Source organism: Halorubrum sp. FL23 (assembly GCF_052439115.2).
Classification (GTDB): Archaea; Halobacteriota; Halobacteria; order Halobacteriales; family Haloferacaceae; genus Halorubrum; species Halorubrum persicum.
This window is the reverse complement of record NZ_JBQVRO020000005.1, coordinates 167,923-182,151: the sequence shown is the minus strand read 5'-3', so window position 1 is coordinate 182,151 and position 14,229 is coordinate 167,923. Positions and strand designations below refer to the sequence as shown.

Here is a 14,229-nt window from a genome sequence, read left to right as displayed (position 1 = left end):
GCTCGTCCGGCCGCGATCAGCCGCTCACGCCTCGTCGTGGACGTACGCGGCCATGTCGAGCATCCGGTTCGAGAAGCCGTACTCGTTGTCGTACCAGGTGAGGATCTTCAGGAGCTTCCCGCCAGCGATGACGTTCGTCGACTGCAGGTCGACGTAGCTGGAGAAGGGGAGCCCGACGATGTCGCTGGAGACGACCTCGTCGTCGGTGTAGCCGAGCACGCCCGCGAGCGGGCCGGAGTCGGCGGCCTCGCGGAAGGCGGCGTTCACGTCCTCCTCGGTGACGGTCTCGTCGAGGCTGACGACGAACTCGGTGAGCGAGCCGGACGGGACCGGCACGCGCATCGCCATCCCGTCGATCTTCCCCTCCAGCTGCGGGAGGACCTGCTGTGCGGCGCCCGCGGCGCCCGTCGAGGTCGGCACGATGTTCTCGGCGGCCGCGCGGCCGCGGCGGGTCTTCGCCTTCGGCCCGTCGATCAGGCTCTGGGAGCCGGTGTACGCGTGGACGGTGGTGAGCGTGCCGGCGTCGATACCGAACTCGTTGTCGAGCACCTTCGCGACCGGCGTGATGGAGTTGGTCGTACAGGAGGCGTTCGAGATCACGTCGTCGCCGTCGTACTCGTCGTGGTTGACACCGTAGACGAGCTGTTTGACCTCCTTCTCTCCCTTCGGGGGCGCCGAGATGATCACGGTGTCGGCGCCGCCGTCGATGTGCGCGCTCGCGTCCTCGCGGGTGCGGAAGACGCCCGTACACTCCAACGCGACCTCCACGTCGAGCTCGTCCCACGGGAGGTCGGCGGGGTCCTGCACGTTGTACAGGTCGACCGAGGTGCCGCCGATCGTCAGCGCGTCGCCGTCGCGCTCGACGCCGTCGAGCCGGCCCATGACGGTGTCGTACTTCGCGAGGTACGCCATGTCGTCGAAGTCCATCACGTCGTTAATCCCGACGAGCTCGATCCGCGGCGATTCGAGCACCGCCCGGAACACGTTCCGCCCGATCCGACCGAAGCCGTTGAGGCCCACCCGGACGACTTCGTCGTCGCTCACGTCGTCGGCCGCGGCGAGATATGATTTACTCATGTTCGAAAAAGGTAAGCCCAGATACTTAAAACCGACCGAGTCGGCGCGTGACGGTCACTATCGTTCGATTTTGTTACGGACGGTCGGTTCTCTTCCGGGGCTCGCCGCTCGCGGGGTTCGACGGGCCGACCGGGAGACCGAGCCGGCGAGAAGTGAGCGCTGAACACACCGCGTACCGCCCGCACGACCCCGAGCGGCGGCGAAGACGGTCGTGGACAGAAGGCTTATCGGGGTCACCGCCGTCACGTGAGACATGGACAGAGACGACCGTGACGATCCGTTCGGCGACTTCTTCGAGGAGATCGAACGGATGATGAACGAGATGGCCAACGGGAACCCCGGAGACGAGGACGCCGGCTTCGGCTCGGCGACGCACGTGGACGCGTACACGACCGAGGACGGCGTGCGGCTCGTCGCCGACCTCCCGGCCGTCTCGAAAGAGGAGCTCTCCCTGCAGTGCGACGGGGAGGCGCTCACCATCTCCGCGGCGTCCGACCGGCGGGAGTACGACGAGACCGTCGACCTCCCCGCCCCGGTCGACGAGCACTCGGCGGACGCGACGTTCAACAACGGCGTGTTGGAGGTCGTGTTCGACCGCGACGACGACTCCGCCTCGATCGACCTAGAGTAGCCGGCAGTCGGCTTCCGACTTCGCGTTCGGTCCCCGGTTCACGCCCGGCTTTTCTCACTCTCCTGCCGCCGCGGTCCGCTCGATCAACCCCGCGAGCCGGTCGTAGAACCCCGGCTCGTACTTCGTGGCCGCGTCGACGGTCGGCCGCGCGTTCGTCTCGTTGACGACCAGTCGCCCGTCGGTCTCCAAGAGGTCGACGCCGAGGTAGTCGATATCGAGCGTCTCGGCCGTCCGCTCGGCCAGATCGCGTGCGCGGTCGGAGAGCCCGACGCCGGTGGCCGCGGCGCCGCGGTGGACGTTGTGTTTCCACCGCCCCTCCTCGACCGCGTCGGCGGGGAGTCGCCGCTCGACCGCGCCGACGTACGCGCCGTCGACGACCATGGCTCGGTAGTCGCGCGCGTCCGGGAGGAACTCTTGGATCAGGTACGACTTGTCGCCGGTCGCGCGGTAGTCGTGGACGAGGTTCAGGTAGTCGACGACGCCCAGAAGCGAGTCGAGGTCGCTCGCGGTCGCGACGCCGACCCCGCGGGTCGCGGAGTTCGGCTTGACGACGACGGGGTAGGAGAACGGCTCGACCGCCTCGGTGACGACCGCCTCGTCGACGGGGTTCGACACCAGCGTCGTTCGCGGGGTCGGGAGCCCGGCGTCGTCGAGCGCGGCGAGCACGCCCGCCTTGTTCCGGGAGGTGAGGACCGCTTCGCGGCCGTTCACCCACGGGACCGACAGTCGCGTGTCGACCACGGCGCCCTCCATGAGCCGCGAGGGATAGACGAAGCCGGCGTCGAAGTCGGCGAACTCGCCGTCGCCGCCCGCCGCCTCCTCGCGATCGGCTCCCGCGGAGACGCGGAGCGACCGCTCTTTGGCCTGCACGTGGTCGACCGCGACGCCGCGGTCGGCGAGCGGCCCGCGCACGCGCTCGAACGTCTCGGCGTCCGTCGTCATCGCGAGCCGGAGCATACGTTCGCTCGGGACCGTTCGGACTTAAAAATCGCGCGGGGCGAACCCCGCCCGGCTCACTGCAGGTGGCCTTCCTCGCGGAGCTGTTCGGCCTCGCTCTTCTCGTAGCGCCACGAGATGTCGCCCTTCTCGTCTTGCCAGTCCCACGGCTCGACGAGGACGATGTCGTCCTCCCGGATCCAGACGCGCTTTTGCATCCGACCGGGAATCCGCGCGGTCCGCTCTTTCCCGTCCGCACAGCGCACCCTGACCCGGTTCGCGCCGAGCATCTCGACGACCTCCGCGAACACCTCGTCGTCGTCGGGCATCCGGAGGTCGTTTCGACCGCCGCCGTCTCCGTTGCTCATGCGTACGCGGTGATACGCGCTCCCGGAAATAAAAGGGCCGCTCTCCGCGCGGAAGCGCCCTTTTTAATTCTCGACGCGGCGACCGGAGCGTATGCGCGACACACTCGGATCCGAAGGCATCGCCGGCGTCGTGATCGTCCTCGTCGCGGTCGGCGTCTTGACCGTCCACGATCCGGTCGTCGGGGCGGGCGTCACGATCCTGCTGGCCGGACTCGCGCTGATCGCGAAGGGGATCGCCGACTCGACGATGCGGGCCTTCGGGCTCAAGTAGCCGCTCGTGGCCTCACGGCGGCGGATTCTCGCGGACTCACGCGCGGCACGCGCCCGAAAGAGTGATATTTCGTCACCGTCGCATACCGGTATGGTCGACGTACCCGCGTTCGCCGTCGAACTGATCGAACTCCTCGCCGTCGTCATCGGCGCCGGCGCCGCCTCGGTGATCGGGGTCCTGTTGGAGCGCTTCGGGCTCAGCGCCGTCACCGCCGGCGACCTCGCGCTCGGCGCGTGGGCGGTGGGGATGGGGCTGCTGGCGCTGTACGTCGGCGTCGTCGCGCTCGGCTACGAGCAGGCGATCCCCCGGCTGCGGCGGCTCGCCGCCGGCGCCTGAGTTCGGCACGGACGCCGAAGGCGGAGGGGATCACAGCTTCCCGTCTGCCGCCAGTTCTCTGACCGCGCTCGCCCGCTCACGGATCGCGTCCAGTTCGGCTCCCGCCTTCTCGTCGAGATGTGAGTACATGAGTCCCATCCGACCGGTTCCCCGCAGCGTCTCCTCGTTTTCCGCCAGAAAGTCCCAGTAGAGCGCGTTGAGCGGGCACGCGCCCTCGCCCGTGGTCTGCGAGACGGCGTACGGGCAGGACGCGCAGTAGTCGCTCATGCGGTTCACGTAGCTCCCGGAGGCGGCGTACGGCTTCGAGGAGAGCACGTCCGTGCCGAACGACCCCATCGCGACGACGTTCGGCGTGGTGACCCAGTGGTAGGCGTCGACGAAGCCGAGATGGAACCACTCGTTCAGCGCCGCCGGGTCGGTCCCGTAGAGGAGCGCGACGTTCGAGAGCACCATCAGGCGCTCGATGTGGTGGGCGTAGCCGTACTCACGGACGTGGCCGACCGCCTCGGAGAGACACCGCATGTCCGTGTCGCCGTCCCAGTAGGCGGGCGGGAGCCCTCGGGACTGCCCCAGCCGGTCGGCCGTCGCCAGCTCCGGCATCGCCTCGCGGTAGACGTGGCGGGTGAACTCCCGCCACCCGATCACCTGTCTGACGAACCCCTCCGCCGCGTTGAGGGGGACCGGCGGGAGATCGGCGTCTCCGGCGCCGGCGTTCCCGTCCTCTCGCTCTCCCTCGCCGAACGCGTCCAGCGTCGTCGCCGACCCGCCGGCGGCGGAGCCCTCGTCGGAGTCGTACGCGCCCGGCTCGACGCCGCGCTCCCCGTAGGCGGCCTCGACCGCCCGGACGGGCTCTCGCGGGTTCAGGAGCCCGAGGTTGATCGCGGGCGAGAGCAGCGAGTGCGAGAGGAACGGCTCCCCCTCGACCATCGCGTCCTCGTACCGCCCGAACGACGGGAGCCGGTCGCGGACGAACGCGTCGAGCGCCTCCCGCGCCTCCTCGCGGGTGACCGGCCACCCGAACGCGTCGAGCGACTCCGCCCCCCACGTATCGAACCGCTCGCGGACCCACTCGTGGGTCTCGCGGGTGAGCTCGTCGGGGTCGAACCGCGGTCGTTCGGGGGGCTCCCAGTCGTCCGGCGGCGTCTCCTGATTCAGGTCGTCGTAGTTCCACTCGCCGCCGACCGGCTCGTCGCCGTCCATCAGCACTCCCGTCTCGCGGCGGACGTAGCGGTACCACCCCTCCTGTCGGTAGCGGCTGTCGGCGCTCCCGTCCTCTCCGACGACCGGTCGGGTCGCCTCCTCGCCCGGCTCGCCGGTCCACTCGCGCCAGTCGGCCGGCGTCGTCCAGAACAGCTCGTTGTCCACCAGCTCCAGCGACCCGCCGCGCTCGGCGACGAGCTCGCGCAGGCGGTCGCCCGCGCCGTGACTCGCGGGGCGCATGAGCCGGAGGTGAGCGTCGGGTCGGTCGGCGAGGAAGCCGTCTACCCCCTCGCCGAACGACTCGGCTTTCACGTAGCTCACGTCGTGACCGCGGTCGCGGAGCGCGTCGCGGAAGTGCCGCATGGCCGAGAACACGAGCGTCAGCTTGTGGGCGTGGTACGGCTTCCGGTCGGCGAAGCCGTGCGCCTCGATCAGCAGCACCTCGTCGGCGTCGGCGAGCGCGTCGAGGTCGGGGTTGAGCTGATCGCCCAGCAGCCAGAGGACGGCGTCGTCGCTCATGCGACTCCGTATGGGCGCTGACAACGTAGGTGTACGGGCGCAGGGACGGAGGAGCGCTAGTGACGGAGACGAACGAGCGCTGGCGACGGGGTAGACGGTCGCTGGCGACGTGTGTACGAGCCGGGCGGCGGCCGCGATTCCCTCTCGGTCGTGACATCCCCCGCCTTTTTACTCAGCCTCGGTGAGGGGAGAGGTATGGACGAGATCCTCACGAACTGGCTCCTCGGTCTGATCGCCGCCCTCCTCGCCGTGCTCGTGCTCGACTCGACCGGGCAGTCGTTCCTCGAACCGCTCGCCCCGGTCGCGAACGTGCTCGCGCTCGTGACGTTCCTCGCGTTCGTGCTCCTGACGGGGGCGTTCTTCGTGTACACCGCGTCGTTCCGGGACAGATAGGCGCGTCTCGCGGCGACCTCGCCCGGCGCGGGTAGCTTTTTACCTCCGCTCCGTCTGCTCGCGGTATGGAGTACACGACGCTCGGGAACACCGGGACGACGGTCTCGAAGATCTGTCTCGGCTGCATGAGCTTCGGCGACCCGGACTGGCGCGAGTGGGTCCTCGACGAGGAGGAGGGGAAGGCGATCATCGAGCGCGCGCTCGAGCTCGGGGTGAACTTCTTCGACACCGCCAACATGTACTCGAACGGCGAGTCGGAGCGCGTCCTCGGCGAGGCGCTGGCGGGCCACCGCGAGGAGAGCGTCGTCGCCACGAAGGCGTATTTCCAGATGGACGAGTCGAACCCGAACTCGGGCGGGCTCTCGCGGAAGGCGATCGAACAGGAGCTGTCGCACAGCCTCGACCGGCTCGGGATGGAGACGATCGACCTGTATCAGATCCACCGGTGGGATTACGACACGCCGATCGAGGAGACGCTGGCCGCGCTCGACGACGCCGTGCGGCGCGGCCAGGTGCGTCATATCGGCGCCTCGTCGATGTGGGCCCACCAGTTCGCCGAGGCGCTCCACACGAGCGACCGCGAGGGGTACGAGCGGTTCGCCACCATGCAGAACCACTACAACCTCGCGTACCGCGAGGAGGAGCGCGAGATGCTCCCGTTCTGCGAGACGGAGGGGATCGGCGTGATGCCGTGGAGCCCCCTCGCGCGCGGCTACCTCGCGCGCCCGGACGAGGACGTGGACGCAACGCTCCGCGGCGAGACCGAAGAGCACCTCTACGAACACCCGTACCGCGAGGGCGGCGGGCCGGCGGTCAACGAGCGCGTCGCCGAACTCGCCGACGAGAAGGGCGTGAAGATGGCCCAGATCGCGCTGGCGTGGCTGTTCCACAAGGAGTGGGTCGACACGCCCATCGTCGGCACCTCCAGCGTCGAACACCTCGAAGACGCCGTCGAAGCGCTCGACATCGACCTCTCCGAATCCGACATCGACTGGCTCGAAGCGCCGTACGAGCCGGTCCGCGTCTCCGGCCACGAGTAGTCGCGGGAGCCCGATCCGACCCTACTACCCCCTAAATCGTGTTTTAGGAATATGTCGAGAAGCTATTTGTGTGCCATTAGTTACCAATAGTGTATGTCCGACGACACCGATCGATCCGCCGTCCGATCGCGCACCGAATACGCGCGCACTCGGCTGCGGTGCCCCAACTGCGGCGACCGCGTCCCGGTGGCCGGGCGAGACGGGAAGACGGCGGAGTGTCCGAACTGCCACCGGCTGGTTCGCGCGTGACGCCGGTTCGGGGCCGCTCGCGCGGCGACGCCGGACGCGGCGACGCTCCCCGCCTCGTCACCTGCATATAAACGCACCGTCGCGGGCAGCACGACAACCCTTTTCGGCGGGGATACCGAACCGGGGCCCATGGCAGACGACGACGCCACCGACGCCGATACCGGCGAGGAACAGGCCGACAGCGCCGCCGAGGGAGAGGACGGCGAGGAGAAGTCCTTCCGCGAGCGCGTCGAGGAGATCCGCGAGCGACGCGAGCAGGAGCGCGAGGAGGGCGACCGCCCCGATCCCGAGGAGATGATGGGCGGCGGCGGCCCGCCGGGGATGGGCGGTGGCGGCGGCGGCAACCCCTTCGCACAGATGATGTCCGGCATGATGGGCGGCGGCGGTCCGGGCGGCGCGGGCGGCCCGCCGGGGATGGGCGGCGGTCCGGGCGGTCCGGGCGGCGCCGGCGGTCGCGGCGAGGAACGCGGCGATCAGGCCGGTAACGAGGAGCTCGTCCGCGAGGTGCGCCAGCTCCGCGACGAGGTCCGCGACGCCACCCGCCAGCTCCAGCGCATCGCGCAGGCCATCGAAGACGACTGACTCGGCGCGGCCCTCTGCGACCGCGGTTTTTCTCGGTGCTCCGTCGATCGGAAGCGTCCCGCTCGTCGGGTGAGCTCACAAGAGGCTATGGGCGGAGCGGAGCCGGTCGCACCGGGCGACCCCGTCAGCTTCGGCTCGCCGACAGCCGATCGATCCGCTCCGGCAGCGCCGGGAGCGCGACGACGGCGACGACGGCGGCGGTCGTCGCGGCCAGCGTGACCCCGAGCGTCCCGGCGAGCGCGTACGCGCCCACCCAGAGTCCGCCGGTGACGGCGAGCGCGGGGATCGCGATCCGGACCGGGACTGCGGGCTCGTCGCCGTCGACGAACCGCCAGCCGATCGCGCCGCCGACGCCGGTAGCGATCCCAATCCCCGCCTCGACCACCTCGCCGCTGTGCCCGTCAGCGACGGCGACGGTCAGTGCGCCCAGGGAGACGACCGCCGCCAGCAGGAACGGCACCGTGGGATCGAGCGCGGGACTGGCGCCGCGGCCGGCGGCATCGTCCCGTCGCACTCGCGAGTCGCCCGCGAGCCACAACGCGGCGAGCACGACGCCCACGCCGACGGCCAACCCCGCGAGCACGTCGACGAGGTAGTGCACCTCGAGGACGACCCGCGAGGCCGCGACGGCGACGGCGACGGCGGCGGCCGCGAAGAGGCGCTTCCGCGCGGTCCACGCCCGGTCGTACGCGAGCGCCAGCGCGAGGTACGCCGCCGCGCCGCCGGTGGCGTGTCCGCTCGGGAAGCCGAAGCCGTCGGAGAGCACCTGCGCCTCGTACCACGCCGACAGCAGCCCCGGGAGCCACGCCGGCACGTCCGCGGGGCCGACGGCGCCGGGCGGACGGGCGACCGCGAACCACGCCTTGCCGAGCGCCGTGGCGGCGTACGCGCAGGTGACGGCCGCGATCGCGGTCGCGCCGGCGCGGCGCGGTGCGGCCGCGAACCGGTCGCTCGCGAACCAGTAGCCGACCGCCAACAGTCCGAAGAGGAACCACGGGTCTGCGAGGTGGGTGACGGCCGCGAAGACGACGACGACGAACTCCGGGAGCGCGTCGACGAGGACGATTTCGCCGATGCCGCGCTCCGCGCTGACGAGTCCGGTCATGCGCCGACCACCCGAATTAGTCGCCGCCCCGATCGCGGGCGTAATCGAGCGCTTTCCCCGGCGTTTCGAGCAGGTTGAGGCCGATCCCCACGATGATGAAGAGGGTGTACAGCCCGAGCGTCGACAGCCCGAGAATGAGCATCGCGGCGATGGCGTACGCCCCGTCGAGGAACGAGAACGCGCCGAGTATCAGCACCGTACCGTACAACAGCACGAGGTACGGCCCCCAGCCGCGGGCGTGGCCGCGGCGCATCCGCGAGCGGACGTACCGCTTCAGCTCCGACTCGACGGCCGGCTTGTCGACGGTGCGTCGCTCGACGTCGTCCTCGAACGCGTCGAACTCCGCCCGCAGTCGGCTCACCTCCTCCTGTAGCGCCGCCACGTCTGGCGCCCCCGCCGGGCGTTCCTCGTCGCCGGCGTCGCCCGCGCCGTCCGACTCACCGTTCATACCCGTGGGTCGGTCGCGGTCGTGTTGTAACTGCCGGTCCGCGCCGTCGTCGCGCGCGGCGATCCTGTCGCCCCGCCCCGCGAGGACGACATTGACGACGCCGCCGATCACGACGACGACGGCGGCGAGGTACAGCCACGTGACCAAAAGCAGGATCCCGCCGATCACGCCGTACACCTGGTACTGCCCGGCGCTCGCGGCGTACACCTGAAAGCCGGCCTGCAGCAGCGTCCAGCCGACGGCGGCGAAGACGGCTCCCGGGAGCGCCTCTCGGATCCCGATGGCGGGTTGGGGGAGGAGGTAGTACATCGGGAGGAAGACGACGGCGAGGAAGGCGGGCAGCGCGAGGACGCTCGCGGTCTCGACGATCGGGACCGTGTCGGCGGCCGCGACGAACGCGCCGACGGCGACCATCACGGCGATCCCGACGCCGACGCCGAAGACGACGGAGGCGGCGTCGGTGACCTGCTTGAGGAAGTCCGGAGAGCCCTCGACGCCGTACAGCGTCACGAAGGCCGTGTCGAGCCCGCGGAACACCTTCAGCGTCGACCAGAGCAACACCGCCACCCCGAGAACGCTCGCGCCCGTCCGGCCCCCGGCGGAGGAGACAGCGGTGCCGACCGCCTCCTCGCCGGCCGGCGTGAGGAACTCGCCGGTTACGGCGACGAGCTCGGCGGCGATCGCCTCCCCGAACACCGCGCTGGCGACGACGACGAGCAGGAGCAGCGCGGGGATCAGCGAGACGAACGCGTAGTAGGCGATGGCGGCGGCGAGGAACGTTACCTGGCGGTCGAGCGCGGTGTCGACGACGCTGCGGGCAGTTCCGAGCGCGGTGGTCGAGTGACGGGACACGCTCTCGGATTCGGTCGACGGCGACAAAAGCGGGGCGGATACGAGCGGATCCGGTTCAGCGAGTGGCCGAAGCCGGGGTGTCAGGCCCCGTCGTCGCCGAGGACCGCCTCCCGCATCTCGGGGATCGAGGCCGTGCTCTTGACCGCCGTGCCGCGGTAGTGCGCGCGGCTCGCCTCGTGGCCGGCCCCGCGCAGGCGCTCGACGAACTCGTCCATCCCGATGGCGGCCTCGCCCCACTCCTTGTACAGGCGGTGCTGGTCGTAGTGCGTGGGCGTGTCGATCTCGCGCGCGACGGTCCCGAGCAGCTTCCGGGCGCGCTTCGCCTCGCCCATGTCGTCGGTGACGCGCTCGCGCACCGCGCGGGCGAAGTCGGCGTCCGCGACGGGCCCGAGCCAGAGCGGTCCGGCGGTGAGCACGCGGTCGCTCCCGCAGACGGGGCAGGCGTCGACGGGGTCCGCGATCAGCCCGCGGGTCGGCTCGCGCCAGAGACAGTCCTCGCAGTGGTCAACGAACCCGAGTTCGTCGATGCAGGCGTCGGCCGCCTGCGCGCCCGACTCGAGTTCGAGGTAGGTCCGCGCGTAGTGGCGCGAGACGTGTGAAACGATCGGACGGGCCGCCTTGTCGTATCGCGCGGCGGTCCGGACCAGCGCGGAGATCAGCGTTCGGAGCCCCATCTCGGGGTGGTAGTCGGTGTTCCGCGGGACCGCGCCGTACTTCCGGATCCCGCTGTTGAGGTGAGCGCCGCAGAGGGGTGCCGTGTCGGTCGCGGTGACGCAGACGAGATTGCGCGCGTTCGCCAGCGCGGCGTCGGCGAAGGGGATCGGCGTCCCGTAGGGGTCCAGATCCACCACGTCGAAGACGTTCTCGTACAGGAGGGCGTTGACGTCGCGGTGAACGGTCTCCCCGTCCAGACCGTTCGCGGCGAGGTTGTCGCCCGCCAGCTCGACCGCGTCCGGGTCGACGTCGGCGCAGGTGACCTCGTACCCCTCGGCGGCGGCGCGGACGCCTCGAACCCCGGAGGCCGCCATCGCGTCGAGGTACGACGCCGCGCGCGGCTCTCGATCGCGATACGCGCGCAACACCGCGACGGTGATGTCGCGGTTCAGCTCCTGCGTGGGGTTGAAGAAGACCCCGCCGCCGGTGCCCTCGCTGGCCCCGTCGCGGGCCTCGGGAACGGAGACGGTGAGACCGCCCTCCTCGATGTCCATACCCGCCGTTCGGCCATCCGCCACAAAAGGGGCCCGCTCCGCGCGCAGCGCGACCCGCTCACGCGCCTACCGCCGTCGAGAAGCGGGAGTTTTAGCCCGCCAGCGAGGATAGAGGAGGTACGAATGATTCCTACGTGGAGCCGACGAGCGGACATCGGTGGCGGAGCGACTCGCGGACGCGTCGCGGTCCCGGAGGCGGATCGGCGATGGTGAGCCCCGCCCGCGTCGACGCGATCACCGACATCGCCTACGGCGCGCTGATCGCGTTGGCGATCGTCCTCATCGCGACGCTCAACGTGAACGACATCGGGGTGGCGTTCGGGATCGGTGTGTTCGCCTCCTACGTCGTCCACGTCGTCTGGAAGATGGCCCGGTTCGACCCCGACTGGATGACCCGCGAGGTCGCCGATCAGGTGGGCAAAGAGGTCGAGAAGAGCGTGGGCGAAACGGTCAACAAGGAAGTGGAGAAGAGCGTGGGCGAGACCGTCAACAAAGAGGTGGAGAAGACGGTCGGCGACACGGTCAGCAAGGAGGTCGAGAAGAGCGTGGGCGAGACCGTCAGCAAAGAGGTGGAGAAGACGGTCGGCGAGACCGTCAACAAGGAGGTCAGCCAAGTCGCCGACGAGGTCACCGACACCGTCAGCGAGGAAGTAACCGGCAAAGTCGAGGAGACGGTGGGCGAGAAGGTCGAGGAGACGGTCGAGGAGACAGTGGAGAAGACCGTCGAGGAGACGGTGGGCGAGAAGGTCGAGGAGACGGTCGAGGAGACAGTGGAGAAGACCGTCGAGGAGACGGTTGGCGAGAAGGTCGAGGAGACCGTCGACAAGAAGGTCGAAGAGACGGTGGACGAGAAGGTCGAAGAGAAGACCTCGGACGACTCGTAGTCGAGCAGCGCGTCCGACCCGCCTTCGAGACGATCGAGGCGTCCGACCGATCCCGCCCGACAGACGGGCACCTGATCCGAGCGCGCGCCGTGACGCCCGCGGCGACCGAGGTCCGTACCGCGACGAACGAGCCTCCAAAAGCCGCTAGTGACAGCCCATCTCTCGGCAGGCGGCGATTTCCGCTCTGATCTGGGAAACGGTCTCAAAAACGGTTATAAATATTCTAACGCTCTTTGAACTGTTTTTAAACAGTCAGCGAAACCGATGAACGGTCCGAAAATCACCGCAGCGATCCTTAATCCGGCTGAAGACGCGACAACGCTCTGGCGCTTATATCCCCCCGGCGCTCCATGCGTCGAGCGAAGACGGTGTTCCCCATGTCAAGCCAAACGTCCCCCTCATCGATTCGGGCGCCGATTCGGATCGGGTCCAGCCTGTCGACCGCCTGCCGGACCAAAGCGATCGCGGGCGTTCGCGCCGCGGCGTTCTGGGCGGCGATCATCCTCCCCCTCGCGTACGTCCCCGCGGCGTACGGCGTGATGGGCTTCGAGGGCGCGTGGAGCGCGCTCGCACTCATCGCCGTCCACATGGCCTGCGTCGTGGTCGGCCACGAGCACAACACCCCCTCCGACGACGCTTCCTCCACCCACCCATGAGCACTACTCAATCTTCCGCGCAGACGACCGAGCAGTCCGCCGATCGAGCCGCCGAATCGACCGCCTCGAAGGCCGACCGCCTCGCGTCCTTCCTACGGGAGGAGGCGGCCGACGGCGAGACGTACTTCAAGGCGAAGTTCATCAGCGACGATGTCGGGCTCTCCCCCAAGGAGATCGGCGCGCTGATCGTCCAGCTGCAGGACTCGGTGCAGGACCTCGAGATCGAGAAGTGGTCGTACACCGGCGCGACGACGTGGCGTGTCTCGACGGCGTAGCGCTCGCCCACGTCATCCGACAGCGATCCGAGGAGCGCACCGACATGGGTCGCGCCCGCGGGCGGGCTGTTTCTCCGGGTTTCGACGCGGCGCAAACACGGTCCGATCGACCGCCACGACACGGGGCGCCTGTGGTAGTTGCTGACGACCTCGACGCCGCCGACCCGCGCGCCAGACACCGAGAGTTATGCCGCGGTCGGCCGAACGAGGGGTATGACACTCGCGGATCCCGACCTCACGGGGTCGACAGCGTTCATCACCGGAACGACCCGCGGCATCGGCAAACAGCTCGCGCTCGCGCTCGCCGACCGCGGCTGTAACATCGTTTCCACCGGGAAGACGACCGACGACGACGACGCCGAGCTCGCCGGCTCGATCGAGCAGACGGCTCGAGAGGTGCGCGACCGCGGGGTCGAGGCGCTCGCGCTCGAGCTCGACCTCCGCGACGAGGACCGCGTCGAGGCGGCCGTCGAGGGGGCGATCGATCGGTTCGGCGCGGTCGACATCGTCATCAACAACGCGAGCGCCATCCAGCTCGCGAACGTCGCCGATCTGCCGGCCGATCGGTTCGACCTCCTGACCGAGGTGAACGTCCGCGGGACCCATCTCGTCGCGCACGCGTTCGCCGAGCATCTCGCGGGGCTCGACGAGGCGTGGCTGCTGTCGAACTCGCCGCCGGTCGTGACCGACCGCTCGCCGGGGAAGGCGCCGTACGCGTGGTCGAAGCTCGGCATGTCGTTCATCACCCTCTCGCTCGCCGAGGAGCTGGCCGGCGACGGCGTCGGCTGTAACACGTTCTGGCCGGTGACGACGATCGACACCCGCGCGACCCGCTACTTCGGGCTCGGGACCGAAGACGACTGGCGCACCCCGGAGGTCGTCTCCGACGCGGTGCTCGAGATCCTGGCGCGCGATCCGGCGGCGTGTACGGGCAACAGCTTCTACGACGAGGACCTCCTCCGCGAGGCGGGCGTCACCGACTTCTCGGCGTACAACCTCACCGAGGGCGACCCGGCGCCGATGTCGGCGCGGCTGTTCGATCCCGAGTTCGAACGCGACGCGTGATCGGTCCGGGCACGTCGCGGTTGCAGCCCCACCGTCTACCACCTACTCAGCGGTCTGGGAGGGGAACACGAGAGCGCAGGCCGACCGCGAGCCCTCATTCCCCAACGTTTGGGAGGTGGATGCCACGGAGAAAA

18 protein-coding genes are annotated in these 14,229 nt (G+C 69.6%); 11 read left to right on the top strand and 7 right to left on the bottom strand.

Translation table 11 applies throughout. The features are described from left to right. Window positions 1-24: 24 nt before the first annotated feature. On the bottom strand, window positions 25-1,077 hold the full coding sequence (gene gap, locus ACT4MF_RS08280; protein WP_099256503.1) for a type I glyceraldehyde-3-phosphate dehydrogenase: 1,053 nt from the start codon (window positions 1,075-1,077) through the stop codon (window positions 25-27). A gap of 253 nt (window positions 1,078-1,330) precedes the next feature. Here gap and ACT4MF_RS08275 point away from each other — a divergent pair, with 253 nt between their 5' ends. After that, window positions 1,331-1,708: an Hsp20/alpha crystallin family protein gene (locus ACT4MF_RS08275; RefSeq protein WP_099256502.1), complete on the top strand. Its 378-nt coding sequence runs from the start codon at window positions 1,331-1,333 to the stop codon at window positions 1,706-1,708. A 54-nt stretch (window positions 1,709-1,762) separates the two neighbouring features. Here ACT4MF_RS08275 and ACT4MF_RS08270 read toward each other — a convergent pair whose 3' ends face one another. Beyond that, window positions 1,763-2,665 carry an ATP-grasp domain-containing protein gene (locus tag ACT4MF_RS08270; protein WP_099256501.1) on the bottom strand — a complete coding sequence of 301 codons (903 nt, stop codon included), beginning with the start codon at window positions 2,663-2,665 and terminating at the stop codon, window positions 1,763-1,765. 56 nt (window positions 2,666-2,721) lie between these two features. Next, window positions 2,722-3,012, bottom strand: coding sequence for a translation initiation factor eIF-1A (gene eif1A, locus ACT4MF_RS08265; protein WP_008847545.1), 291 nt, complete (start codon window positions 3,010-3,012; stop codon window positions 2,722-2,724). A gap of 91 nt (window positions 3,013-3,103) precedes the next feature. On the opposite strand from eif1A, the gene ACT4MF_RS08260 reads away from it, so the two are divergent. Continuing rightward, entirely contained in the window at window positions 3,104-3,283 is a 180-nt protein-coding gene (locus ACT4MF_RS08260) for a DUF7470 family protein (protein WP_099256500.1), read from the top strand. 90 nt (window positions 3,284-3,373) lie between these two features. Next, window positions 3,374-3,619: a DUF8151 family protein gene (locus ACT4MF_RS08255; protein ID WP_099256499.1), complete on the top strand. Its 246-nt coding sequence runs from the start codon at window positions 3,374-3,376 to the stop codon at window positions 3,617-3,619. Window positions 3,620-3,649: 30 nt separating this feature from the next. Here the strand turns inward: ACT4MF_RS08255 and ACT4MF_RS08250 are convergent, their stop codons facing one another. Then, window positions 3,650-5,338, bottom strand: a complete 1,689-nt coding sequence (locus ACT4MF_RS08250; protein WP_444682267.1) for a cryptochrome/photolyase family protein — start codon at window positions 5,336-5,338, stop codon at window positions 3,650-3,652. Between the two features lie 195 nt (window positions 5,339-5,533). Here ACT4MF_RS08250 and ACT4MF_RS08245 point away from each other — a divergent pair, with 195 nt between their 5' ends. The 4 genes from ACT4MF_RS08245 (at window position 5,534) to ACT4MF_RS08230 (ending at window position 7,602) form a co-directional block, all read left to right on the top strand. Beyond that, window positions 5,534-5,731, top strand: coding sequence for a hypothetical protein (locus tag ACT4MF_RS08245; protein WP_099256497.1), 198 nt, complete (start codon window positions 5,534-5,536; stop codon window positions 5,729-5,731). 65 nt (window positions 5,732-5,796) lie between these two features. Continuing rightward, a complete protein-coding gene (locus tag ACT4MF_RS08240; RefSeq protein ID WP_099256496.1) occupies window positions 5,797-6,771 on the top strand; it encodes an aldo/keto reductase in 975 nt (324 codons plus the stop codon). Window positions 6,772-6,864: 93 nt separating this feature from the next. After that, complete coding sequence (locus ACT4MF_RS08235; RefSeq protein WP_444682268.1) at window positions 6,865-7,020, top strand: hypothetical protein; 156 nt, start codon at window positions 6,865-6,867, stop codon at window positions 7,018-7,020. Between the two features lie 129 nt (window positions 7,021-7,149). Beyond that, entirely contained in the window at window positions 7,150-7,602 is a 453-nt protein-coding gene (locus ACT4MF_RS08230) for a hypothetical protein (protein ID WP_099256495.1), read from the top strand. Window positions 7,603-7,726: 124 nt separating this feature from the next. Here the strand turns inward: ACT4MF_RS08230 and ACT4MF_RS08225 are convergent, their stop codons facing one another. The 3 genes from ACT4MF_RS08225 to ACT4MF_RS08215 form a co-directional block, all read right to left on the bottom strand. Next, on the bottom strand, window positions 7,727-8,707 hold the full coding sequence (locus ACT4MF_RS08225) for a phosphatase PAP2 family protein (RefSeq protein WP_444682269.1): 981 nt from the start codon (window positions 8,705-8,707) through the stop codon (window positions 7,727-7,729). Between the two features lie 16 nt (window positions 8,708-8,723). After that, complete coding sequence (locus ACT4MF_RS08220; protein ID WP_444682270.1) at window positions 8,724-10,007, bottom strand: YihY/virulence factor BrkB family protein; 1,284 nt, start codon at window positions 10,005-10,007, stop codon at window positions 8,724-8,726. An 80-nt stretch (window positions 10,008-10,087) separates the two neighbouring features. Then, the gene (locus ACT4MF_RS08215) at window positions 10,088-11,215 is read right to left on the bottom strand and encodes a tRNA (guanine(26)-N(2))-dimethyltransferase (protein WP_444682271.1); all 1,128 of its coding nucleotides are present in this window, start codon (window positions 11,213-11,215) and stop codon (window positions 10,088-10,090) included. Window positions 11,216-11,421: 206 nt separating this feature from the next. Between ACT4MF_RS08215 and ACT4MF_RS08210 the strand changes: the two genes are divergently transcribed. From ACT4MF_RS08210 to ACT4MF_RS08195, 4 genes are all read left to right on the top strand, one after another. Beyond that, the gene (locus tag ACT4MF_RS08210; RefSeq protein ID WP_444682272.1) at window positions 11,422-12,099 is read left to right on the top strand and encodes a hypothetical protein; all 678 of its coding nucleotides are present in this window, start codon (window positions 11,422-11,424) and stop codon (window positions 12,097-12,099) included. Window positions 12,100-12,476: 377 nt separating this feature from the next. After that, entirely contained in the window at window positions 12,477-12,755 is a 279-nt protein-coding gene (locus ACT4MF_RS08205) for a DUF8028 family protein (RefSeq protein WP_099256538.1), read from the top strand. After that, window positions 12,752-13,030 (top strand): DUF7123 family protein, encoded by a 279-nt coding sequence (locus ACT4MF_RS08200; protein ID WP_444682273.1) that lies wholly within the window; start codon window positions 12,752-12,754, stop codon window positions 13,028-13,030. The genes ACT4MF_RS08205 and ACT4MF_RS08200 overlap by 4 nt, the downstream gene beginning before the upstream one ends. Before the next feature lie 213 nt (window positions 13,031-13,243). Beyond that, window positions 13,244-14,095, top strand: a complete 852-nt coding sequence (locus ACT4MF_RS08195; RefSeq protein ID WP_444682274.1) for an SDR family oxidoreductase — start codon at window positions 13,244-13,246, stop codon at window positions 14,093-14,095. The last annotated feature ends 134 nt before the right edge of the window (window positions 14,096-14,229 follow it).